This is a genomic window from Exiguobacterium sp. s132 (genome assembly GCF_018617235.1).
Taxonomy (GTDB): domain Bacteria; phylum Bacillota; class Bacilli; order Exiguobacteriales; family Exiguobacteriaceae; genus Exiguobacterium; species Exiguobacterium profundum.
Genome location: NZ_JACSJU010000004.1, coordinates 68,432 through 89,043 on the forward strand (window position 1 = coordinate 68,432; position 20,612 = coordinate 89,043).

Annotated in this window: 31 protein-coding genes; 10 read left to right on the forward strand and 21 right to left on the reverse strand. The window is 44.6% G+C overall.

The genetic code is table 11. The features are described 5' to 3' along the window. Window positions 1-729, forward strand: a complete 729-nt coding sequence (locus tag KNO78_RS13780; RefSeq protein ID WP_214691541.1) for an AAA family ATPase — start codon at window positions 1-3, stop codon at window positions 727-729. A 110-nt stretch (window positions 730-839) separates the two neighbouring features. Here the strand turns inward: KNO78_RS13780 and KNO78_RS13785 are convergent, their stop codons facing one another. From KNO78_RS13785 to KNO78_RS13840, 12 genes are all read right to left on the reverse strand, one after another. After that, on the reverse strand, window positions 840-1,316 hold the full coding sequence (locus tag KNO78_RS13785; protein ID WP_159563435.1) for a hypothetical protein: 477 nt from the start codon (window positions 1,314-1,316) through the stop codon (window positions 840-842). Then, window positions 1,316-1,798 carry a hypothetical protein gene (locus KNO78_RS13790; RefSeq protein ID WP_015880640.1) on the reverse strand — a complete coding sequence of 161 codons (483 nt, stop codon included), beginning with the start codon at window positions 1,796-1,798 and terminating at the stop codon, window positions 1,316-1,318. The genes KNO78_RS13785 and KNO78_RS13790 overlap by 1 nt, the downstream gene beginning before the upstream one ends. 58 nt (window positions 1,799-1,856) lie before the next feature. Then, window positions 1,857-2,327 carry a hypothetical protein gene (locus KNO78_RS13795; protein WP_214691542.1) on the reverse strand — a complete coding sequence of 157 codons (471 nt, stop codon included), beginning with the start codon at window positions 2,325-2,327 and terminating at the stop codon, window positions 1,857-1,859. Window positions 2,328-2,782: 455 nt separating this feature from the next. Further along, window positions 2,783-3,256: a DMT family transporter gene (locus KNO78_RS13800; protein WP_214691543.1), complete on the reverse strand. Its 474-nt coding sequence runs from the start codon at window positions 3,254-3,256 to the stop codon at window positions 2,783-2,785. A gap of 12 nt (window positions 3,257-3,268) precedes the next feature. Next, complete coding sequence (locus KNO78_RS13805) at window positions 3,269-3,928, reverse strand: Crp/Fnr family transcriptional regulator (protein WP_214691544.1); 660 nt, start codon at window positions 3,926-3,928, stop codon at window positions 3,269-3,271. Window positions 3,929-3,940: 12 nt separating this feature from the next. Then, window positions 3,941-4,366 (reverse strand): DMT family transporter, encoded by a 426-nt coding sequence (locus tag KNO78_RS13810; RefSeq protein WP_214691545.1) that lies wholly within the window; start codon window positions 4,364-4,366, stop codon window positions 3,941-3,943. Between the two features lie 12 nt (window positions 4,367-4,378). Then, on the reverse strand, window positions 4,379-5,317 hold the full coding sequence (locus KNO78_RS13815) for a DMT family transporter (protein ID WP_251028370.1): 939 nt from the start codon (window positions 5,315-5,317) through the stop codon (window positions 4,379-4,381). 106 nt (window positions 5,318-5,423) lie between these two features. Beyond that, entirely contained in the window at window positions 5,424-5,906 is a 483-nt protein-coding gene (locus KNO78_RS13820; RefSeq protein WP_214691547.1) for a hypothetical protein, read from the reverse strand. Beyond that, complete coding sequence (locus KNO78_RS13825) at window positions 5,881-6,366, reverse strand: hypothetical protein (protein WP_214691548.1); 486 nt, start codon at window positions 6,364-6,366, stop codon at window positions 5,881-5,883. Before KNO78_RS13825 ends, KNO78_RS13820 begins: the two co-directional genes overlap by 26 nt. Continuing rightward, window positions 6,363-6,866: a hypothetical protein gene (locus tag KNO78_RS13830; protein ID WP_214691549.1), complete on the reverse strand. Its 504-nt coding sequence runs from the start codon at window positions 6,864-6,866 to the stop codon at window positions 6,363-6,365. Before KNO78_RS13830 ends, KNO78_RS13825 begins: the two co-directional genes overlap by 4 nt. A 9-nt stretch (window positions 6,867-6,875) precedes the next feature. Beyond that, the gene (locus tag KNO78_RS13835; RefSeq protein ID WP_159563425.1) at window positions 6,876-7,334 is read right to left on the reverse strand and encodes a hypothetical protein; all 459 of its coding nucleotides are present in this window, start codon (window positions 7,332-7,334) and stop codon (window positions 6,876-6,878) included. Window positions 7,335-7,347: 13 nt separating this feature from the next. Further along, window positions 7,348-7,797: a hypothetical protein gene (locus tag KNO78_RS13840; protein ID WP_214685688.1), complete on the reverse strand. Its 450-nt coding sequence runs from the start codon at window positions 7,795-7,797 to the stop codon at window positions 7,348-7,350. A gap of 162 nt (window positions 7,798-7,959) precedes the next feature. Between KNO78_RS13840 and KNO78_RS13845 the strand changes: the two genes are divergently transcribed. Both KNO78_RS13845 and KNO78_RS13850 read left to right on the forward strand, forming a co-directional pair. After that, on the forward strand, window positions 7,960-9,165 hold the full coding sequence (locus tag KNO78_RS13845; protein ID WP_214691550.1) for an MFS transporter: 1,206 nt from the start codon (window positions 7,960-7,962) through the stop codon (window positions 9,163-9,165). Window positions 9,166-9,184: 19 nt separating this feature from the next. Further along, a complete protein-coding gene (locus tag KNO78_RS13850; RefSeq protein WP_074034775.1) occupies window positions 9,185-9,616 on the forward strand; it encodes a MarR family winged helix-turn-helix transcriptional regulator in 432 nt (143 codons plus the stop codon). A 41-nt stretch (window positions 9,617-9,657) separates the two neighbouring features. Here KNO78_RS13850 and KNO78_RS13855 read toward each other — a convergent pair whose 3' ends face one another. Beyond that, on the reverse strand, window positions 9,658-10,689 hold the full coding sequence (locus tag KNO78_RS13855) for a flavin monoamine oxidase family protein (RefSeq protein WP_214691551.1): 1,032 nt from the start codon (window positions 10,687-10,689) through the stop codon (window positions 9,658-9,660). Window positions 10,690-10,771: 82 nt separating this feature from the next. Between KNO78_RS13855 and KNO78_RS13860 the strand changes: the two genes are divergently transcribed. Further along, a complete protein-coding gene (locus KNO78_RS13860; RefSeq protein WP_214691552.1) occupies window positions 10,772-11,056 on the forward strand; it encodes a hypothetical protein in 285 nt (94 codons plus the stop codon). Here the strand turns inward: KNO78_RS13860 and KNO78_RS13865 are convergent. Further along, the gene (locus KNO78_RS13865; RefSeq protein WP_214691553.1) at window positions 11,053-11,796 is read right to left on the reverse strand and encodes a nucleotidyltransferase domain-containing protein; all 744 of its coding nucleotides are present in this window, start codon (window positions 11,794-11,796) and stop codon (window positions 11,053-11,055) included. The genes KNO78_RS13860 and KNO78_RS13865 overlap by 4 nt on opposite strands. Window positions 11,797-11,953: 157 nt before the next feature. Between KNO78_RS13865 and KNO78_RS13870 the strand changes: the two genes are divergently transcribed. Then, window positions 11,954-12,178 (forward strand): hypothetical protein, encoded by a 225-nt coding sequence (locus KNO78_RS13870; RefSeq protein WP_078146194.1) that lies wholly within the window; start codon window positions 11,954-11,956, stop codon window positions 12,176-12,178. Between the two features lie 6 nt (window positions 12,179-12,184). Here KNO78_RS13870 and KNO78_RS13875 read toward each other — a convergent pair whose 3' ends face one another. Further along, window positions 12,185-12,547 (reverse strand): hypothetical protein, encoded by a 363-nt coding sequence (locus KNO78_RS13875; RefSeq protein WP_214691554.1) that lies wholly within the window; start codon window positions 12,545-12,547, stop codon window positions 12,185-12,187. 215 nt (window positions 12,548-12,762) lie between these two features. After that, window positions 12,763-13,185 (reverse strand): Lrp/AsnC family transcriptional regulator, encoded by a 423-nt coding sequence (locus KNO78_RS13880; protein WP_074034785.1) that lies wholly within the window; start codon window positions 13,183-13,185, stop codon window positions 12,763-12,765. 145 nt (window positions 13,186-13,330) lie between these two features. Between KNO78_RS13880 and KNO78_RS13885 the strand changes: the two genes are divergently transcribed. Beyond that, window positions 13,331-13,888, forward strand: a complete 558-nt coding sequence (locus tag KNO78_RS13885; RefSeq protein ID WP_214691555.1) for a cysteine hydrolase family protein — start codon at window positions 13,331-13,333, stop codon at window positions 13,886-13,888. Window positions 13,889-13,979: 91 nt separating this feature from the next. On the opposite strand, the gene KNO78_RS13890 is transcribed toward KNO78_RS13885, so the two are convergent. From KNO78_RS13890 to KNO78_RS13900, 3 genes are all read right to left on the reverse strand, one after another. Further along, window positions 13,980-14,414: a hypothetical protein gene (locus KNO78_RS13890; RefSeq protein WP_214691556.1), complete on the reverse strand. Its 435-nt coding sequence runs from the start codon at window positions 14,412-14,414 to the stop codon at window positions 13,980-13,982. After that, window positions 14,411-14,719 (reverse strand): nucleotide pyrophosphohydrolase, encoded by a 309-nt coding sequence (locus KNO78_RS13895; protein WP_214691557.1) that lies wholly within the window; start codon window positions 14,717-14,719, stop codon window positions 14,411-14,413. Before KNO78_RS13895 ends, KNO78_RS13890 begins: the two co-directional genes overlap by 4 nt. A 172-nt stretch (window positions 14,720-14,891) precedes the next feature. After that, the gene (locus tag KNO78_RS13900) at window positions 14,892-15,110 is read right to left on the reverse strand and encodes a hypothetical protein (RefSeq protein ID WP_214691558.1); all 219 of its coding nucleotides are present in this window, start codon (window positions 15,108-15,110) and stop codon (window positions 14,892-14,894) included. A gap of 135 nt (window positions 15,111-15,245) precedes the next feature. On the opposite strand from KNO78_RS13900, the gene KNO78_RS15695 reads away from it, so the two are divergent. The 3 genes from KNO78_RS15695 (at window position 15,246) to KNO78_RS13915 (ending at window position 17,909) form a co-directional block, all read left to right on the forward strand. Then, the gene (locus KNO78_RS15695) at window positions 15,246-16,226 is read left to right on the forward strand and encodes a LytTR family transcriptional regulator DNA-binding domain-containing protein (RefSeq protein ID WP_214691559.1); all 981 of its coding nucleotides are present in this window, start codon (window positions 15,246-15,248) and stop codon (window positions 16,224-16,226) included. Window positions 16,227-16,356: 130 nt separating this feature from the next. Further along, window positions 16,357-17,205, forward strand: coding sequence for an ABC transporter ATP-binding protein (locus KNO78_RS13910; protein ID WP_074034792.1), 849 nt, complete (start codon window positions 16,357-16,359; stop codon window positions 17,203-17,205). After that, complete coding sequence (locus tag KNO78_RS13915) at window positions 17,202-17,909, forward strand: ABC transporter permease (protein WP_214691560.1); 708 nt, start codon at window positions 17,202-17,204, stop codon at window positions 17,907-17,909. The genes KNO78_RS13910 and KNO78_RS13915 overlap by 4 nt, the downstream gene beginning before the upstream one ends. A 42-nt stretch (window positions 17,910-17,951) precedes the next feature. On the opposite strand, the gene KNO78_RS13920 is transcribed toward KNO78_RS13915, so the two are convergent. Beyond that, a complete protein-coding gene (locus KNO78_RS13920) occupies window positions 17,952-18,251 on the reverse strand; it encodes a VOC family protein (protein WP_214691561.1) in 300 nt (99 codons plus the stop codon). A gap of 184 nt (window positions 18,252-18,435) precedes the next feature. On the opposite strand from KNO78_RS13920, the gene KNO78_RS13925 reads away from it, so the two are divergent. Beyond that, on the forward strand, window positions 18,436-18,603 hold the full coding sequence (locus KNO78_RS13925) for a hypothetical protein (protein ID WP_214691562.1): 168 nt from the start codon (window positions 18,436-18,438) through the stop codon (window positions 18,601-18,603). Window positions 18,604-18,734: 131 nt separating this feature from the next. On the opposite strand, the gene KNO78_RS13930 is transcribed toward KNO78_RS13925, so the two are convergent. Next, the gene (locus tag KNO78_RS13930) at window positions 18,735-20,612 is read right to left on the reverse strand and encodes a UvrD-helicase domain-containing protein (protein ID WP_214691563.1); all 1,878 of its coding nucleotides are present in this window, start codon (window positions 20,610-20,612) and stop codon (window positions 18,735-18,737) included.

Below are 20,612 nucleotides of genomic sequence, written 5' to 3' on the forward strand. Positions count from 1 at the left end.
ATGCACGTAAACCAACTCACTTATCTCTATCCGAAAGCGGCACGTCCTGTTCTCGATGATGTCTCGTTCACACTGCAATCGAATAAACTGAACGTTTTGATTGGACAAAATGGTGCTGGGAAGACGACCCTGTTTGATTGTATGACCGGGGCACTTCCGGTCGACAAGACATCACTCGAACTCGTTCCAACGACGGACATGCTCTATTTGACGCAACTCATGTACAACCATCATGAGTTGACGGGGAAAGACTTCGCCTATTTCATCGGACGTCTGTCGCAACGTCCCGACTTCAAGAAACTCGAATCGTATATGAATAACCTTTCAACTTCTCGCGAACAAGAACTGTTCGAACATCTATGGACGATGAAGCTCGGGAAGATGTCGGTCGGGGAGAAGAAATGGCTCTTCGTGACGCTCTTATCTTCAATCAAACGTTCTCTCTATTTATTTGATGAGCCGACGAGCGGGGTCGACCCGGCGTCACGCATTCAAATCATGCGCCGCCTGCAACGACTCGTCGATGAGGGCAAGACATGTCTCATCTCGACACATCAGTTACATGACTTGGTTCAACTTGATGCCCATGTCATCTTCCTGCATGGTGGACGCGTTTTGTATGAAGGGGACTTCCAAGACTGGCTCGACGAGTCTGGAACGACCGACCCGGACGAAGCGTTCGTTCGGATGGTTGACACGCCGCTTGATGATGTAGCGGTGACACGATGAATGAATCGTTTTGGGAACGATACCGGTTCACATTCTATACAATTGGCATGGTCGTCTGCGGCTTTCTCATCTCCATGTTCTCATGAAGAAACTCAGCCTCTGACGCTCTGTCAGGGGCTGAGTTTCTGTTTACGATGTGCTTGTCGTAACTCTCGATTGGTCACATGCTCCGGGTCCGCTTCACGTAGTTTACGATCCATCGGCACGTACAAGATGAGAAGCGGAATGATGCCAATCAATGCGACACCGAGTAGTTCTTGCATCGAATCGAATACGAACCACGTGAGGAAGGTGAATACACCAAGTGACACAAACATGGCGACGATGATTTGAAATTCTCGACGAACGAGACGTTGGTATTCCTCGTCTTCGTTAAATGTACGTAACAACTTCATCCGTCGCCACGCTTGATAAAGCATCGGCAATTGGGTCACGAGGAAAGAGAAGGCAACCGTCGTCACCGTGACACCGTTTATGACCGAAACAACGAGAAAGAGAAACAGGCCGATGATGCCAAATAGTGTGCTGATCCCTCGTGTGTCGAGATCCTGTTCGACCATTTTGGGGAGACGCTCTTGTTTATTCATCACGCTTCACTTTTTCGTTTTTTCCGTTGCAGCTGGACATGACCGAGTTCAACACCCGTCACGTGTAACGGATCGATTTCTTTTAATTTACGGTCGAAGCGAACACTTAAAATCAACAAGCTCAGGATTCCGATAAAAGCTGCGATGATAAATGTAAGTAATGTAATCCATTCAAGCTCTACACTGGCAATCAGCATGAGAAGAAGGAGCGGCTGAGCAAATTTAGATGCAAACTCGGAACGCACGAGTTGTTGGTAACGTGTGTTCTCATTAAATGAAAGAAGTAACTTTTTGCGATGCCAAGCGTGATACAGGAGCGGAACTTGTCCAACGATAATCATTGGTAACAATAAGAGGATGTCTGTCTTCCAAAAATATAAAAAGAAGAGCAACATGACGCCAATTAAAGGAATCACCATTTGTCTCTTTCGTTTTTCATCATCTTTCAACATCTGTTCTAATCTAACTTCATGGTCTACCATCGAATCCCCCTCGTGTGTGTTCTTTATTTTTCTATACGGAAACTATGCTCGATTAGTTTCATCCTCTACGCTTCTCCCGGTTCATCAATCCCAACAAACTCTCGACCACATGCTCGTCATCAATCTTTAGAATTTTCCAGTCAATCCATGACTCGAGAATAAGACAACTCGCAATCAGCGTCGCACAGCCAAGGCTTAACGTATCAAGCGATATGTACTTCAGTGCATAGAGCGCCATCATCGATATGACACCAATCAAGAGAATAAACTGAATCATGCCTTTTAGATAAATAAAGCGCTGGTACGTGGATGAGTCATTGAACTGTAAAAACAACTTGATTTTATGCCATGTCGCTACCAGAAGCGGCATGAGCATCGCCGCACAAAAGATGAATAGGGACAGGCTCATTCTTGAATCATTGAACATTAACCAAAGCGCTGTCACTACCCCTATGATGATCACTAGTAGCGGACCTTTTTTAGTCCATGCTTTGTCGTACAAGTATTCCATTCGTTCTTCACGTAACATCTAGCACCCCTCCAAAAGTAAAAAACATCCAATTTACCGATATCTATATCTTAACAATCTATAAGCAAACTTTCGAGGTTTTCCCATTAAAAAGGAAAAAGCATCTGACGATTGTCAGATGCTGATTAATTTGAATGCCGGCGAAGGAGTCGGAATAAAAAGATTCCAATCATCGTCAACAACCCTAAGTTTAGAATTGTCCATCCCATGTCCATCACTTGTTGCATATCATTACCCCCTTCTATCCTGTTCTTCTAAATTATACATGTATTTTCAAAAAAAGATTCGGTCAAATTGTTCTTTTTATCCTTTTTTTCCTAATGAGTCAAAAGTTTTGGTTACATCTGGTCAATCAATGGAATAGAAGTCAACGGTTGTGTGCCCGATCTGTCATACTCAACTGAATCGACAGCAGCATGGACAAATTTGTTCAAAACGTGGAACTTTTTTAACGTTTAACTCGCTCGATTCATCGACGCGCGAGTTGGTTTTACCTTTCCACTCAACTGAAATACGAGCACCCCACCAACGATTAACACAATCCCGACGACCGTTTTCCATGTGAACGGGACGGCCGTCAATCCGAACCACCCTAACGTATCCCAGAGGAGCGCGAATAAGATTTGAGACACCATAACGATTGAGATCGCGTAACTCGGCCCGAGGCGCTCAACCCCTTGCGTCACACTCATGACGACCCCGACGCCGAGGATTCCGCTGAACCAGTACCATGTCTCCATCTCCTCTACTCGGAACAAGCCACCACCTTCTTGAAACAACCCAATGAGTAGCGATGCTAAAAATCCAAGACAGAGAACGAGCGTCGTCGTCGCCCATGCTCCGACACGCTTCTTGACGTTGCCGTTAAACGTGTTTTGCACACAGACGAGCATCCCGCCGAAGATGGCAAGCATCATGCCAATCACCATGATTCTCCCCTCCTATTCATAAATGCTCTCCCCGACAATCTCCAACAAACCTTCCCGATCGACGAGCGTGATTACCCGCCGATTTCGTTCAATCAATCCTGCCTCAACGAAACGCCGGAGCGTCCGATTCACATGACGATAACTCGTCCCAATCAAATCAGCGATATCCGTCAATTGGTCGACAGTCGAGCCGAGTGTTTGGTCATTCGGCGTCATCGATAACAGATAACTCGCCAAGCGCACTTCGACAGGGTAAAACAAGTTGAAGCTGAGTGATTGAGATTTTCGTTCAAATTTTCTTGTGATCTCTTCTAATAAATAGTGTAACCACGCAACATCGTGGTGGGCATGTCGAACCAAATCCTCGAAGCGAATGACAAGCATCTCGACTGACGTGACCGCCTCGACCGTATTCAAAAACGGGGTCCGCTGAATATATTCGATGTCCCCGATCAAATCGAGCGGATATTTGAAGGAGAGGACGAGGCGCTTCCCGGTAGCGGAAGTATGGGAAACGCGAATCTTCCCCTTCACTAAGAAACGGAGATGTTCTGCTTCATCACCTTGCGTACAGATGACGTCCCCCGGCTCGTATCGGACGAGCTGCAATTCGTTCTGCGCAGCGACAGGTAAGTCAGTCAATTCAAATTGCTTCACATACGCGTCAACCATGTACGTTTCCCCCTACCATTTTAATAAGATGACCCCCGCGATCATCATAAGCACCCCAAACAACTGCATCCCGTTCAAGTTTCGGCGCACCATTCCAAACCAGCCTCGCCAATCGATGACAAGCGCGAGCGTCAGTTGCGCAATGAGAAACAACGAGATTGTCATCGTGACCCCGAGTTTATGGACGGCCGTCATATTACTGAATAAGATAATCGCCGCAAACGCTCCGCCAGATAAATAGAGCGGCTTCACGTGACGCATCTCGACATACGTGCGGTCGCGTAACGCCAACATGACGAGGAGCGCAACGACGAATCCAGTGAATTGTGTCAACGTCGCCGCTTGCCACGTCCCAATTTGCGAACTGATTCGGGCGTTAGCGACACTTTGCAACGTGAGAAAGAATCCCCCACTCATGGCGAACAGCACTCCTCGCATCGTTCTCCCCCCTTAAGATAAACGAATCAATACAATTCCAATGACCATGACAATCAGACTGATGATTTGCACACCAGTGACCGGGTTCTTCTTCGCTCCAAACCAACCGAAACGGTCAATCAGTAAGCTACCGCATAACAGTCCGACAATGACGATGATGACAGCGATTCCTGTCCCGACAATCGGTACGATGAGGACGTTTCCTCCGATGAAGAGCGCCCCAATGATCCCACCGAGCCAAATCCACCACGGTTGACCTTTCAGTTGACCGAGCGGAACGGGTTGGCGTGAGACGAGTAAAATGAGTAAGAGCGCCAATGTTCCGACAACGAAAGAGACCAATGCCCCTTTCAGAGCCGATTCGAGCACTGTTCCCAAATAGCCGTTAATGGCCGTTTGCGTGGCACTCATCATCCCAGTGAAAATCCCAAACAGTCGCCACAGGTTCAGATTCCCCGTGTCCGTTTCCATGGAGACGACCAGCTTGCCTCTTCGGCGGTTGAGCCAGTCGGATAAAGCGACCGTTCCGATGACTCCGAACAAGACGAGCACGACACCGAACAAACGAAGCGCCGTAATTGGGTGTTCGACAGAATTGAACCAACCGAAATGGTCAATCAACAACCCCATCAAAATCTGTCCAAAAATCGGCATGATGACCGTCTGGACACTCCCGAGTCTTGGGAACAGCAAGATATTTCCCGTTAAGAACAAGACCCCTAACAGTCCGCCAATCCACATCCAACCCGGACCTTCCTGAATCACCGAGCCGTCAAATCCAAATGACTGTCCGGTCAATAAAAGCAATAAGGACAAAAAGATCGTCCCGACAGTAAACGATAAAAAAGATGCAACGAACGGGGAGCCGACCACCTGACGCAAACGTGAGTTGACACTCGTCTGCATCGGCAATAAAATCCCAATCGTCAATCCAATCAAAATAGCTAACATGAATGTCTTCCTCGATTCTTCTAGTAGTTCTGTGTACATTGTCAGCTTACGCTTCCGTACCGAAGAAGAAAAGGACCGATGTCCTCAAACAAAAAACGAACCCTTCTCAGGTGTTCGTTTTGGACTCACGGAAGCGTTGATCGCGCGCTTCACGCAATTCTTTCCCTCGTACATGATGCGAATCGAGTGATTGTAAGTTTCGATTGATGACATAAGGTGCCAGAATCGACATCACACCGATTCCGAACAGCCCGGCAATCGCGACGACGGGAGACAACGAGTCGGCATAATAGGCAGCCAATAAGCTGATGGTCAATACGAAGCAGAGCCACTGGATGCCAAAGTCTGTATACACCAGACATTGGTAACGCGTATCCTCGTTAAAGGTCAGGAGCAGTTTTGTTTTCCGCCACTCGAAACAGAGATACGGAAAGAAACTGATGAAGACGAGGAGTGGAGCGTAGAGTTTGGACTGCGTGGCAATCACGAGCGTCATCACAATTGTCGCGATGGCGATGCCCCACCCCCAACGCCAATGACTGTCATCTTGCTTCAGCAATTGTTCAATTCGCTTTTCTTTCGTCAGCATATGTACTCCTTTCATACGAACGGTAGTGCTTTGTCACCTCATCTCGTGTCGGTTGCTCCGGGTCGGCTTGTCGCAATTGTTGCACGGTCTGATAGTGCGTCCATGCTAACATGACGATGCCTAGACCGAAGATGACCCATGCGACAGGTGCAATCTGGAGACGACTGAAGAGAATCGCTGCTGTGACCGCTCCAATCCAGTAGGAATAGAGGCGATATAAGCGTTTTGTCAGTAGGATGCCTCGACCCACCGTGAAAATCTGTAAGACACGTCCTTCTTTGATCGTCAGCCCTATGAGTAGGACAGCCGTGAGGACCGAACCGATTCCCCATATCCACCATGTATCAAAACCGAGCACAAAACTGTTACAAAAAATGAGGGCTCCCGTGAGCCAAAGGTGAAGGGTTTGTCGTGACTGCCGATATCCTCCGATTACTTGAATCCGTTCTTTCTTTGTCATGAATCTTTACGACCTTTCCTTGAAATATCATCTAACGCATGTTTCAAACGTTCCCGGTTTGACCGAGCCCACTCGCCTGATGTGACGTGGTGCTCATCAAACGCGGACTGTTTTCGATCAATCCAAAGTGGAATCAATATGAGACACGGTCCGCCAATCAGGAGCGTCCAACTCATCCACGGTAAGATATCGATTCCGTTGAAATGCAAACCAATCAAAATCACAAACCATATCAAACTCATCAACATGACAGTAAAATCAATCCGCAACAATCGATGATAGCGTGTCGATTCGTTGAAGGATTGCTGCAGTTTCATCTTGTTCCATTCAAGCCATGTCGTATAGAGAAGTGCGACACCGGGTAAAAGAATGCTATACGGACTCCATGTCGAAAGAAAATAGATGGATACGCCTAGCATGATTACGCTCACGACGATGTTGAGACGAGTATATCGTTTCTCAAACTGTTCAATTCTTTCAAATCGCTCTGCTTTGTCCACGGTATCACCTCAGTCTTTCACGAAGTCGAGTTTGATTTCGCGGCGCATCGGCTGTTCTTCGTCATACTGCGGCATCTGCCGGTCGAGCATTTTCTGTGCGACTTGCAATAAGATGACCCCGCCTAAGAAGACGACGAAAAGCGACCATGCCGGCCAGTTAATCAAGACGATTAATGGGAAAAGAATTGCCAACAAGACGAGGAGTCCCATCTCCGACACATACTGCCAATCGATGATGCGCTTTGCTTGTTCTACAGCGGTCAACTTCCTGACGAAGCGCCGCTCTCGTCCGATGGCGAACAACATACCTGCTAATGTGACCCCTAATGGAATGATATACTTTGACGCACCGTCAGACTGAAGTGCAAGAAAGACGAACATCCCGGTAAGAGCTGCCAGTCCCATTCTCCAAAAGAGCCAACGCTGTTGATAACGATAAATCGTATTAATCCGTTCTTGTTTATTCATCTCATTCATCCTTTCAGAATCGTCGAATCTCGCGACGTGTCGGTTGCTCCGGATCGAGCCAGCGGATTTGTTGATCGAGCTTCTCTTGAGACCATAAGATATAAAGCAATGTCCCACCGATAAGAACCGCTGGAATCCAAGACCATTCCATGATTCGAATGGCTAGCGGATTGACGAGTCCTAGCAATGCGATAAAGAGGAAGTCCAGATGATACTGCAGTATCACAACACGTTTCACCTGTTCTTGCTCCGACAATTGACTGATCGTCTCTGCTTCATGCGAAAAGAAGTAACGAGTCACAAGTAACACTCCGCCGATAATGGCGAACCCAACCCAAATATTCCCGTCCGTTCGTATTAAAAAGTAGACCGCGAGAGCAGCTGGAATTGCTAGAAAAAGTCGTTGCAAAAGTCGCTTTCGATTTGATTGTTTGATTATATGTAGTCGTTCTTGCTTATTCATCTTGATTCACCTCTTATTCCACTATACGAGATGAACATGAGAAAAGTTCCGTTATTTTACATTTTCGTACCAAAGTCATGCTTCTTGACGATATGAATTTCTCGCTGTATAGTTTAGTTAACTTAACTATATGTTGAAGAATGGAAGTAAGAGGTTATTAATATGAATTTATTGAAGAATACTCGGTTCGTATTCACTTGGTTATCCGGAATGACGCTCACGCTAGGGTTTTCGATTTTCTTCTTGAGCGTCTCATGGTTGACGATCGACGTGTTGAAGCAACCGGCACTCCTCGGAATTATCTTGACGGCGGTCTCGTTGCCGCGTGTCATCATGATGGTGTTCGGCGGTGTGTTCGCTGATCGATTCCAAAAGAGTCGCTTGTTATGCTTAACGAATATCGGACAAGGCGTGTTGATGTTAATTGTCGTCTCGCTCCATTTTGCTGATGCGTATTCGGTGACAGCCCTCTTGATCATCTCCGTATTATTTGGTCTTTTAGATGGCATGTCTTACCCGGCACTGTCATCACTTATGCCTTCAATCGTATCAGGTCAACAGTTGCAACGGGCGAACTCCCTTTTCCAAGGGTCGCTCGAGTTGATGTTCGTCATCGGTCCGTTCCTTGCAGGGATCCTACTGACGTGGGGAAGTTTTGGTCTCAGTTTCGGCACGTCGGCTGCATTGATTTTCCTCTCCGCGATTTTGATCATGCCACGTCTGATTCAAGACAACATTCCCGAGGTCGCTCCACTCTCAGCGAAAGATGTACTCCTTGATTTGAAAGAGGGCATTCGTTACGTATCGCAGACACCTGTGTTACGTAGTGGGACGTTCGCCATTGCCATCGTCAACTTGTTCGTCATGGGACCACTCATCATGAGTATCCCGATTCTCGTTGGTTCAGTCGGAGGGACAGCATTTGATTTGAGTATCATCGAAGGCGGGCTCGCTGTCGGGACATTTGTTGCAAGCTTCCTGATTCTATTGTTACGGTCGGTTCATCGTGGACGCTTCGTCTTCCGCGCCCTATTCCTGACACTCGGCGCCTTCTTCCTCTACACGCAAGTCCAATCGATTCCGCTTCTCGCGGTCGCGGCTTCTATGAGCGGGTTTATGATCATGCTCGTCTACTTGCCGACGGTCACCATCATGCAGGAACAAAGCGACTCTGACAAAATCGGCCGTGTCATGAGCATCATGTCGCTCGCCGCCTCAGGCCTTGAACCGATTGCGTTCGCCATCCTATCGGTGCTTGTTGCCTTGTCCGTGCCGATTCAAACGCTCTTATTGGCATTTGGTATAATCGGATTAGTGTGTGGTGTCCTCTTATATCTTCGGAGCGAAACGTTCCGGCGGACACCGTAAAGAAAGGATGAATGACACGTTGAATGAAACACGAAAGCAACAAGTCCTCACGATGTATCGCCAAATCGATGAGCTCGACTTGCTGTTCACGAAATATTTCACGGAACTGAACGAGTTCGAGCTGAGCTATCAACAAGAACAGATGTTGCTTCTCTTCAAACGTCAAGAGACGTGGACGACGACAGAGATTGCGACGAAGATGTCCATCTCCAAAAGTGCTGTCAGTCAAGTGCTCAAAGTGCTCGAGCAACGCGATTTCGTCATGCGGGAAAAGAATCCCGAGAACCTTCGGGAAAGTTTCATCCGGCTCGGTCCGAACGGCCTTGCGTACTCGAAACAAATCGATGCGATTGAAGAGCGCCTCGCTGAAGAGATGTTCTCCGTCCTTGAGGATGACGAGATGAAGATGATCAACCGTTCGCTCGCGTTGATGATTCAGAAATTCAAATAAAAAAGACAAATCGCCGCTAGTCGGACGATTTGTCTTTTTCGTTATACCAACCCTTGTACGATTCGATTCGCCGACCGCAATGCCCCTTCGATATGTCCCCCGAACTGCGCATCCGTCTCCGAACCAATCAAATGGAGACGGTCTCCGAGCTCAATCGGACCGTAAGCCGGGAATGCCGTGAGCGGCAGGAAGTCGTCAGATGTCGCTGTCTCTGATTCTGTCGACCAGTCCATATAATGAAATCGCAAGAAGTCATTCGCTTTCGGACCATAAAGCTTCTCCAGTTGTTCGATGACGCGCGTCTTTACTTGTCCTTCTCCTAACGCTTCCCGTTCTCCCGGTGACAGACGGAAAAATCCGAACAGCGCACCTGGTCCATCTATCAGAGAAGCGTCATGAATCTCTTGAAGTGGACCGACCCAGCTCATCCCAAAGCCAGACAGACCTTCTTCTCGCCAGAACGGTGTCTCGTATACGATGAGCGCTTTCGCCTGAGAAGCCATCCATGTGGGAGTCGTTTTGAGCGCTTTTCGCGTTTGCGCTGACAATGCCGGTTCAATTGCCACTTCCGCAACGAGACGGGGTGGAATCGCAAGGATCACGTCATCCGTGTGATGCACCGAACCATTTTGAAACGTCAGTTGGACTCGGTCCGACTGTCGCTCGATCGAGGTCAGGCGATGCCCAAGCCGAACGATGTCATCGGGCAACTTCGCATGCAGAGCTTCCACCAGACTCGTCATCCCACCGACTAAACGCTTGGATAAGACGATGCTTTCTTCCGGTAACACATGTCGTTCCGGTGCGGTCGTCGTTTGACGTTCGAGCACCATGTGTCCTGTCGTATGTTGAACAAATGACTCGAGTCCGAGTGTATCCACGAGTTTAGAGATGGTCTTCTCCGTATCCGGCCAATACCATGTCGGTCCGAGGTCATAACCGTCCTTCGTCAAGATACGACCACCAATACGATCACGAGCCTCAAAGATGGTGACGTCATATCCCTTTTGATGAAGTTGGATTAAAGCATAAAGCCCGCTGATACCAGCTCCAATGATGGCGATTGATTTCATTGTAAATTCTCCTTTGTCGTCCGTCTCTCCTCGATTATACTGAGTTAGATGGTTTTACATATGCAAGAAAGGACGACATCAATTGAAAAATATGTTCTATTATCTATTCTTCCCTTATATCGTATTGATGCGCATTTTGTACCGTTTTATTCAAACTAAGGGTCGGATGACTGTGGCGATGTGTCTCGTTTCATATCCCATATGGTCTCTATTTTTATTCGACCTCATTCAATGTTCGACCGCAATCGAATTTGTCATCATTACGTACGTATCAAGCGCTTTATATGTCCCTTATTTCTTCTTTGACACAGACGTGAAGCGAAGACGACCGAACGGATATATCCCAATCGAGGAGCGACATCATTAAATCCAATCTATTTCATTCAAATAGTCTAGAAGCTGTTGATTTGTGATTTCATCTTGTCTCAACAGTGCTTCTCCTTGCTCTACTCGCGGATCTTCCGAGAAATAGAGTTTTAGAATCGCCAAGCATGCTTCTACAGTCGATGCAAAACTCTCGTCCTTCACGTTGATCGTCAAATACCAACCTCGGATGACGCGCTTCACGATGGAGCGTTTCTCCAGATGAGACATCTGTCCACGAAGCAATTTCGACTTGGCTGTTTTAATTGAAGAAATCAAGTCCTGGTTCAACGCCTCACTCACACGAACATCCGGCTTCATGCGCGGGAATTGAATCGAGACATCTTCCCCGTCCACACATGTACAAAGATGTCTTAGCCAAAAGCCCCATTCAAAACGATTCGCCGGATCCAGCGCCACATCGAGACGCCCGATGTCATAATCGATTTTAATGACTTCCGGATGTTGCGTTAGCAATCGCTCCGTCTGCTCCACCAATTCTGTCGCATCGACATCCTCATGCACGAGCACCGTCAAATCTAAATCCGATTGCCCAGCAACAGCTGTCCCGCGACCGATGCTTCCATAAAGATATATGCTGTGTAGCTGTTCATCGAATGCTTCTTTCACCAATTCGATTGCTTTAAAAAGGACAGTTTCAAACTCAGGCTGTATATGATGGATGGACGTCTGGTTGATGACATAACCCGCATCGTCCGTACCAAGTCGGGTCGGCCGTTTCATAGATACGTACCGACTCGTTGAAATGTAGTAAACGTCATGATGTATCGAACTCCTTTTTTTAGTTTATGCATGTCGGATTTGAAATGCCACGGTTCCCCCTTTCAAACAGGTTATATTTGGAAGTATAATGAAGACGCAGAAAAGGAGGTATGTGTATATGAACTTCATCATGGTCTTTTTATTCGGACTCATTTTCACGATTTTTCCAATCGCTGTACTAATCATCGGTATTTTGTGGATTCGCAATGTCGTGGCACGTTCTGAGAAACGAGCAGACGAGCAACTCTTCATGGAACGTGAACGTTCGAAGCAGATACAAGTATTAATCGAACGTCTCGACCACATCGAACAACAATTAGATTCGAACACAAAACGCAGCTGACTTCGGTTAGCTGCGTTTCGTCTGATATCGAGCGAGATTTGCGTACGTCACATGTTCAGGGTCGATTTGCTTCATCCGCTGATCAACGTGTCTAGACATCAGGGCCGTGACGAACATGACCAGGAGTGGAACAGTCGATAAGCTAAATGATTCGGTTAGGATGATCGTAGTTGCAATTCCAATCAATATGCAGACGACAACCAGCGCAAGAATGAACTCCGACCAAACTATACGTTGATATTCCATCGCTTCATTGAAACGAAGCAACATTCGGGTACGTCTCCACATATGAACCATCAAAAGAGGTGGAATGAGCAAAAGGATTCCCAAGAGAACTTGAATGAGAAAGAACTCTCCAAACCACCACATCATCCATCCCCCTAACAAAAGAATGAGCGATAACATGACATTAATACGGTTCGTAAGTAGGCGAGCCTTAGTTATTTCTCGTAAACGCTCATCGTGCGACATCGTGTCCCCCTCCTTTTCATTTGATTAAAAATCAATTTGTACTGAAAAAATTTCATCTATTCTCTTTTACTAGCTCGCAATCACTCTCACTGTTAAAAGTCACTCCATCGCTTTCATAAAACGGGTCTGAATGATACTGGTGAAGATAGATTTATCAAAGATGAGGGACGACCGTATTCCATCGATTCGTCGATGAACGTCTCTAATGTGCGCACGTTTTCCGTTACCACTTTGACGAGGTAACTGTACTGCCCGGCTAAGCGATGACATTCGATCACGGACGGCTGTTGACGACAAAATTCACGGAACGCCTCACAACGATGGGTGTCATAAAGAATAAAGGCGGTCACGTGTTTGTCCATCTTTTCAGGATTGATGACAGCCCGATAGCCTGTGATGACTCCACGTTCTTCGAGTCGCTTCACCCGTTCTGTCGCAGCAGGCGTAGACAATCCAATCTGTCGTCCTAATTCGGTCATCGAGATTCGGGCTTGTTGTTGCATCAATTCAAGAATATGGCGATCTATTTCATCCATTTGGCATTCACCTTTCAAAATTAAAGTGAAACGATACATAATCCGTTCTTTCTAAAGTCATTCGCTGAAACTTCCGTAAAACCTCTATGTATCTATATTCCTCCGTTGCATACACTTGAAGTATCCAATTCAAGGGGGAATCAACATGCAAACGACAGTCGTTCCATTACTCATCATCGATGTCCAACAAGCCTTTCATGATCCAAGCTGGGGAAACCGCAACAATCCAAAATGCGAAGAGAATATCGCACGGTTGATTGAAGCGTGGGAACATCATGATCAACCAATCATCTATGTCCAACATGTCACGAACGTTCCGACCTCACTCTTCTATTTCAAAAAAGATGGCCATTTGTTTCAAGACTTCATTCAACCTCGTGAACAAGATGTCATCTTAACGAAACAGGTGAATAGCGCCTTCATCGGAACGGACTTACAGGAACGACTTGAATCACTTGGTGCGACACAAATCGTCATCACCGGATTAATCACGAACCATTGTGTCGAGACGACCGCACGGATGGCAGGAAACTTGGGATTCAATCCGATTGTTGTCTCCGATGCGACAGCGACGTTCGATCGTCAATCGATCAGTGGGGCATGGATTCCCGCAGCGGTCATCCATGACGTGTCGCTCGCTAGTTTGAATGAAGAATTTGCATCAATTCAGACGACAAATGAGGTCATGAAAGATGTGTTATAAAAAGAAGTACAGTCCTGATGGATTGTACTTCTTTTTATTCATAACCTGGCTTTAAAGTATACAGATGTCACTCATATTTTTCGTATTGCTATTATTCATCAGCAGTTTCTATATATCCACTAATCAAAAATGGAATCTTTAAGTTCGCAAGCTTCATCAAGAAATCTGGTTCAAATTCTAACTTCACATCTAAGTGAGAGACCACACCCAAATCAATCCAGATATCATCGGCTCCACAAGAGCGAAGGGTATCAATATGTTCTGCCAGAGTGTCAATCATCCAAAAAAGTCCGATATACGGATTTTCCATTTGCTGAAATTCAAGTGGTGGTTCAAACGACGCATGACCTACCTTAGCGATTTCTTTACGTTTTCCGATATGCTCAATTTCCCCAACTTCCGTTTGCTTATAAAATTGAATACCTGTTTTCTCTGATGCAGCGCAAGGAGAGAAATGAGGCCCCATTAAATGACAAGGAATCATAAATCGATCGGATGGAATGTTGATATAGAACTCCTCATTCATTTTTGCGGACTCGGATATTTAACTGCGTTTTTCACAAGCTTGTCTTCAATCGCTTTTGAAACATCGATGTCAGCAGCATGAGCGAATGTCAACGCGTAAATCAACACGTCAGCAAGCTCCTCTTTCATCTCCATCTTTTTCGTCTCAAGCGCTTCTTCACTCGACACCCATTGGAATACCTCAAGGAGCTCACTCGCCTCAAGTGATAACGATAACGCCAAGTCTTTCGGGTTATGATGGAACGCCCAGTCGCGCTCATCTCGAAATTCAATTACTTTATCCATTAATCGTTGTACTTCGTTCATATACTCCACATCCTCACTTTTCATATTTAATCATGTTCCCCACAGTAAAAACTCCACGTCTTACATACTCTTGAATCAATCGAATGGAAACCTCTTCTGATAACTCCTCTAATTCAAGCACTTGTTTCAATTCTTCATGAAATGAAATCAGCGTTGGTATTTTGTTTTCAAACTAATACGCCTTTTCGAGACGAATCAGAAAAAATGAAACGTCATGTCTCTTTCCGACTGGTAAATCATGCTTTAATAAGACATATTCTAATTCAGTTTTTAACTGATTATGTAGTATTGAATCTTGCTCAATCACTCGAAGTAGAAGGGATTGAAGCATTTCAACTTGAGATTCTAACTCGAACACGCGTGTCTGCATCTCTTCGAATTGCTTATCCATTAAATGAGTCACTTCCCTTCACTAATTCGTCATGTATCTTATTTTACCAAAAGATGTAACTTTCATGTTTAATCATCTTCCTCTTAAGCCCTTCTCTGTAAAATGTTATACTCCAACTAAAAAGGGAGGGATTCGGTGCTTACTTTCCAAAACGTCTCGGTGCGCCAACAAGACACACTTATTCTCGAAAACATTTCATTTTCGATTCAACCAGGTGAGTTAGCAGCTATCCACTGTGGCGTCATTTCCCGAGAAATCATCTTCGGTCTCATCAGTCAGGAGATCTCGACATATACCGGGAACATCGACCACGCTTCAACGATGTCTCTCTTCTCCATCCGGGACGGTTTATACGATCGACTCACCATCGAGGAGTATTTACGCTTCACCAAGCGTCTTTATGATTCATCCGAATCAGTCGAATCGGTGATGCAGCAACTCCAACTCACGACTTATCGCAAGCACCGCCTCCACCGTCTCAATCGTTCCCTTGTCAGACGCACGCAGTACGCCGCGCTGCTTCTCCAAGACCGTGACCTATATGTGTTTGAAGAAGCGGACCAAGACGTGGACCAAGAAACACGACACCTTTTACGCGATACGTTACAGACATTAACGTCGAGACAAAAATCCGTCCTCGTGTTGACGAGCAACATGGAAAGTGCGCTCTTCATGACATCGACCGTTTATCGGATTGATCATCGTCACTTGCGCCTGTTAGATGTGGAACCGGAAGATGCAGGTGATTCGGAAATTTCATCTGAGATTATCCACGTCCGTTTCGAGAAGATTCCGACGAAAGTGAACGAAAAAATCATCTTACTCGACCCTCCTGAAATCGACTTCATCGAAAGTCAGGACGGACAATCGATTTTACATAGTCAATCGGATCAGTTCCCGAGCGTCTTCACGATGAACGAGCTCGAGACGCGTTTGACCCCGTATGGTTTCTTCCGCTGCCATCGGTCATATCTTGTGAACTTACAACGTGTGCGCGAAGTCATCACCTATACGAAAAATAGCTTCAGTCTTATCTTGGATGATTCAGAGAAGACAACGATTCCGTTATCCAAGACAAAAATGGCAGAATTGAAGACGATGATGGGGCTCAAATAGTCTCCATTCACAGTTCTATTCGCTTCATTCAACTCCTGATAAGCGCCATTTATCGCCATTTCAGTGCGGCCTTTCCCCATTCCTTATACGATAGAAGCAAGTAAGACGACATCGACAAGGAGGAACGGGAATGGAACCAATCATTCAAGTGAACGGGTTAAAGAAATTGTTTGGGAACGAGGAAGCGTTACATGATGTGACGTTTACAGTTGGAAAAGGAGAAGTGTTCGGCTTCTTGGGACCGAGTGGTTCTGGAAAGACGACAACGATAAAAATCTTGACGTCACAACTCGCACAGACGGCCGGTGATGCTACTGTCTTCGGCGTGCCGGTCGCTGACCTGAAACAAGAACAGTACCGTAAACGCATCGGCGTGTTGACGGACAATAGTGGTCTGTATACACGACTTTCTATAGAAGAGAACCTGAGCTTATATTGCGACCTCTATGATGAACCGAAGACTCGGATTGATGAAGTATTGAACATGGTCAACCTCAGCGGGGAACGGAAGAAGCGCATCGACAAACTCTCTAGAGGGATGTTGCAACGGGTGACGCTCGCACGCGCCCTTCTTCATGAGCCAGAGCTCCTGTTTCTAGATGAACCGACATCGGCTCTCGACCCCGTCAACTCTCGACATATCTATAAAGGGATTGAACGGTTGAAAGCAAATGGAACGACCATCTTTCTGACGACGCACGATATGCAAGAAGCCGAGGAGCTGTGTGATCGTGTCGCTTTCTTACATCAAGGGTCGATTCAACTGCTCGATGCCCCGAACGTATTGCGCAGGAAATATGCAACGGGATCGATGCGAGTTGAATTGAACAACGGTCAGACGCATGAAGTGACGCAAACCGACGAAGGCGCGGACTGGCTCCATAAACAGATGCGTGCTAAAAATATCGCGTCGATCCATTCCAATGAGCCGACACTCGGCGATATCTTTATCGAAGTGACAGGGAGGAAATTATCATGACTTTTTCAATGAAACGTGCACTCGCCATTTTCCAAAAAGACTACAAGGATTTGTCTCGAAACTTGTTCGTCTCGTCGACCTTGATCATGCCGCTCTTCTTCGCCGTCTTCTATTCGCGAATCGGTGACGGCGGCGTCGATATCACGTACTTCGTCATCAACATCACGTTTAGCCTCGTGGCCATCTTCGTACAATGTGCGTTGATCGCCGAAGAAAAGGAGAAAAACACGCTTCGCGGGCTCATGTTGTCCCCAGCGAGCACGCTCGACATCTTGCTCGGAAAGAGTGCCCTCACGTTCGTGACGACGATGATCCTCATCGTAGCCTCGTCATTTTTGATGGATTACGCTCCAAAAAATCTGGCTGTGATTGCCCTCGCGCTCATCGTCTCGACATTCTTTTATATCGGAATCGGAACGATGTTCGGCTTGATGACGAAGACGGTCATGGAAGCTTCATTGATTGTCATGTTGCCGTTCTTTTTCTTCTCGTTCTCACCGATGTTGTTACCACTACAAGACCGTTTCGCCATCATCGGAGTGCTTGAGTATTTACCGAACGTGCTCTTGATTGATGTAGCTCATCAAGTGGACGACGGTGCGAACTTCGGTGCCGTCGGGCTAGAGCTCGGTTTGCTTACGGCGTGGGCGCTTGCTGCATTCGTCGGTAGTGTCGTGATGTATAACCGGAAACAGACGGACTGAAAAAAGAATCGCCTGAGAAAGGGCGATTCTTTTCGTATATACTCATTTATGTTCCGCTGGTGTCCAACGCTCCTGTTCACTCGACGCAGGATAATCAATTCCGTCCGGATAGGCAATCAGCTCGATGAGCGACCCCCACGGTGCCTTCCCGTATACACCTTGGTTATCCCCATTGTCTTCGACGCCGGCTAACGGGTGTGGTTTTGATAACAACTGTCCACCCGCACGTTCAAAGCGCTGAGCCGCCTCTTGCATATCATTCACATAGATTGCGAAATGATGTAAACCGTACGATGGGATCCCTGTCGGTCCGGTTTCATTTACTTGTGCGACTTGAAACAACTCGATAGACGGTCTCGATTAGAATTAATTATAGAAAAAAACATAATAACGATGAAGAATATAACAAAGCTTATAAAAGAATTAACAGAAGAATAAACCTGGTGTTTTATTATTTTTTACAGTATGATTTGAAATAAACTTGGGAAGATTTCTTACTATAAAAACTTACAAAGAAGAAAAAGAATTGAATAAGATGTTAAATCGGATTAATGAGCCAGACAGAGTTTTAAGAACAATAAAAAATGAGGGAGAACCTTATGAGCATTTATTAAAACAGGATGAAGTAATTGTTGATGTGGGGAAAAAAAGATATGAAGTTTTGGGGAGAAAAACCCTTAAAGCTTTTGATTGATAATAAATTAAATATTAAATTTGCAATGCTTCTTTCATTGGCTATAAGGGTTTACAATAAATAAATTCAATCCGAAATCGCTTGGTTAAGTAGAGAGGTTTCGGATTGTCTTAAAGGATTTAGATTTAGATTTATACATATCTTATATCCCAACCTGCCTCCACTAACTCTTCCTCATGCCCTAGTACTGTCTCATTTGTTACTGCTACACACAGTAAATGTGATGGACGAGTCATTCCTACATAGGTCATTTTTAAATTCTGCAATGTTCTTACAGCTCTAGTGACAGAGTGTTTTCCTTTCAAATACTCTATAATCCTTTTAACATCGTAATCGTGATAATATGTCTCTAGATAAAGGGTAGCTGTGTGAGTTTCTCCTTTAACAGAGTGAATAGTTGAGACATTAATGTCAAAAGTGATTGAGTTTTCGTTAAATTTATATACATTGATTTTATTCTCATGTGATTCATATATATCTTCGATTTGATTTTCAAAAAATGAATCCAGACGACCTGTATCTTCCCAATTAAATAATTCTTTTAAGTCAAAAATTATAAACTCTTTAACTTCTAAAAATACATTTTCATCATTTTGTATTTTCAAACACCATTTCGATAACATTAGTAATAATTTGTTGTATACCGATATGTCACTTATTCGGAGATGATCTAAAAAAGAAGTTTCAGTGAAGAACCTATCTTCGTTCATTTGTTCCATTTGTCTAAGCGCTTTTAAAATTCCTCTTATAATTCTTTCTTTATATAACCTACTGCCGTATTTATCCACTTCTCCAACTGATGCTTTTAACAAATAATTATTTAAGTAGTTAAAATCAACTTTCTGCTTCACTTCTTTTATATAATCATTCCAATAGTTACTAATTCCAATTTCTTTCTCGTGCTCAGAAACCCATCCTATAGCTTTAAATATTTTTTTATCAGAAAGATGCAAATTATTGTCTACAATTACTTTTGAAAAGTAAGGGAGAACTTTATCAATGCGATCTGGTTTAAACACTAAAATACATGGCTTTATGTCCTCTATTTCAGGATTACCAATTAGTTGTTGAGGCTGAACGCAAATATTTTGCACAGCCTTTGCCACAGCAGTTGAAAAGCGTTTACTATCAGTTATTTCCCTGCATCTGTCCTGACTTATTTCCCAAGTTCCTGTAGCATTACGCTGATCGTATATTGATTGATTAGGGTCTCCAATTCGTTGGATAACAACCGATTCATCAAATAGATAATCTAGTATAGTTTGTTGATGATCCATAGTATCTTGCATTTCATCAATAAAAACATAGGGAAAACGTATAGAAAATATTTTTTTTAAATCTGGATTTTCTTTAATATAATTGATGGCTAAAAAATATGCGTCATCATAGCTAAGTATCCCATCCATCATTACACTGTCTTTTAGTTCTTTTAATGCTTTGTAACTCTCGCTTTGTTGACTTTTATAGATTTGAGTTCCATATAAATCTTTTTTTAAGGTACCATCACTTAAATCAAATCTAATAGTCTTTATGTTAATACTTCTTTTTTCTATTCCATATCGTAATCTTCGAGGAATAATCTGGTAATATTTTTTCATAATTCTTTCTTCATATATTTGATTATCTATTCTAATTGGCTTTTTGCCGTAGAAATGTATATACGCAGGTATGGCTAAAAATTTATTTACAAATAACTGGATGGTGCTACAATTATTTGGATATTCAAAAAGACTTTGTCCATAAACATTTAATTTATCTTTTATCTCGTTAATTGCAACATTTGTATGAGTTAAAATACAAATCCCTTTATTATCATCTAATGGGAGCATAGTAGTCAGAATTGCTAGTTTGGCTAAAAGTGTAGTTGTCTTTCCACTCCCAGGACTGGCTTTTATGTCTATACTATTTAAAGACTTAATAATTTCTCTACGTTCATTATTAAAACTCTCTCCTGGGGGCAACAATATTTTTTCAGCATACAAAATATCATCTTCAGTTATATTAAGCAT

What these genes read in the sequence shown, in the direction of transcription:
- KNO78_RS13825 (WP_214691548.1), bottom strand. Translation starts at nt 6,366, where the DNA reads ATGACAAAGAAAGAACGGATTCAAGTAATCGGAGGATATCGGCAGTCA.
- KNO78_RS13805 (WP_214691544.1), bottom strand. Translation starts at nt 3,928, where the DNA reads ATGGTTGACGCGTATGTGAAGCAATTTGAATTGACTGACTTACCTGTC.
- KNO78_RS13820 (WP_214691547.1), bottom strand. Translation starts at nt 5,906, where the DNA reads ATGCTGACGAAAGAAAAGCGAATTGAACAATTGCTGAAGCAAGATGAC.
- KNO78_RS13880 (WP_074034785.1), bottom strand. Translation starts at nt 13,185, where the DNA reads ATGGATGAAATAGATCGCCATATTCTTGAATTGATGCAACAACAAGCC.
- KNO78_RS13890 (WP_214691556.1), bottom strand. Translation starts at nt 14,414, where the DNA reads ATGAATGAGGAGTTCTATATCAACATTCCATCCGATCGATTTATGATT.
- KNO78_RS13865 (WP_214691553.1), bottom strand. Translation starts at nt 11,796, where the DNA reads ATGAAACGGCCGACCCGACTTGGTACGGACGATGCGGGTTATGTCATC.
- KNO78_RS13780 (WP_214691541.1), top strand. Translation starts at nt 1, where the DNA reads ATGCACGTAAACCAACTCACTTATCTCTATCCGAAAGCGGCACGTCCT.
- KNO78_RS13810 (WP_214691545.1), bottom strand. Translation starts at nt 4,366, where the DNA reads ATGCGAGGAGTGCTGTTCGCCATGAGTGGGGGATTCTTTCTCACGTTG.
- KNO78_RS13790 (WP_015880640.1), bottom strand. Translation starts at nt 1,798, where the DNA reads ATGGTAGACCATGAAGTTAGATTAGAACAGATGTTGAAAGATGATGAA.
- KNO78_RS13855 (WP_214691551.1), bottom strand. Translation starts at nt 10,689, where the DNA reads ATGAAATCAATCGCCATCATTGGAGCTGGTATCAGCGGGCTTTATGCT.
- KNO78_RS13845 (WP_214691550.1), top strand. Translation starts at nt 7,960, where the DNA reads ATGAATTTATTGAAGAATACTCGGTTCGTATTCACTTGGTTATCCGGA.
- KNO78_RS13785 (WP_159563435.1), bottom strand. Translation starts at nt 1,316, where the DNA reads ATGAATAAACAAGAGCGTCTCCCCAAAATGGTCGAACAGGATCTCGAC.
- KNO78_RS13800 (WP_214691543.1), bottom strand. Translation starts at nt 3,256, where the DNA reads ATGGTGATTGGCATGATGCTTGCCATCTTCGGCGGGATGCTCGTCTGT.
- KNO78_RS13815 (WP_251028370.1), bottom strand. Translation starts at nt 5,317, where the DNA reads ATGTTAGCTATTTTGATTGGATTGACGATTGGGATTTTATTGCCGATG.
- KNO78_RS13910 (WP_074034792.1), top strand. Translation starts at nt 16,357, where the DNA reads ATGGAACCAATCATTCAAGTGAACGGGTTAAAGAAATTGTTTGGGAAC.
- KNO78_RS13835 (WP_159563425.1), bottom strand. Translation starts at nt 7,334, where the DNA reads ATGAATAAACAAGAACGGATTAATACGATTTATCGTTATCAACAGCGT.
- KNO78_RS13900 (WP_214691558.1), bottom strand. Translation starts at nt 15,110, where the DNA reads ATGGATAAGCAATTCGAAGAGATGCAGACACGCGTGTTCGAGTTAGAA.
- KNO78_RS13915 (WP_214691560.1), top strand. Translation starts at nt 17,202, where the DNA reads ATGACTTTTTCAATGAAACGTGCACTCGCCATTTTCCAAAAAGACTAC.
- KNO78_RS13875 (WP_214691554.1), bottom strand. Translation starts at nt 12,547, where the DNA reads ATGTGGTGGTTTGGAGAGTTCTTTCTCATTCAAGTTCTCTTGGGAATC.
- KNO78_RS13895 (WP_214691557.1), bottom strand. Translation starts at nt 14,719, where the DNA reads ATGAACGAAGTACAACGATTAATGGATAAAGTAATTGAATTTCGAGAT.
- KNO78_RS13885 (WP_214691555.1), top strand. Translation starts at nt 13,331, where the DNA reads ATGCAAACGACAGTCGTTCCATTACTCATCATCGATGTCCAACAAGCC.
- KNO78_RS13870 (WP_078146194.1), top strand. Translation starts at nt 11,954, where the DNA reads ATGAACTTCATCATGGTCTTTTTATTCGGACTCATTTTCACGATTTTT.
- KNO78_RS13930 (WP_214691563.1), bottom strand. Translation starts at nt 20,612, where the DNA reads ATGCTTAATATAACTGAAGATGATATTTTGTATGCTGAAAAAATATTG.
- KNO78_RS13840 (WP_214685688.1), bottom strand. Translation starts at nt 7,797, where the DNA reads ATGAATAAGCAAGAACGACTACATATAATCAAACAATCAAATCGAAAG.
- KNO78_RS13795 (WP_214691542.1), bottom strand. Translation starts at nt 2,327, where the DNA reads ATGTTACGTGAAGAACGAATGGAATACTTGTACGACAAAGCATGGACT.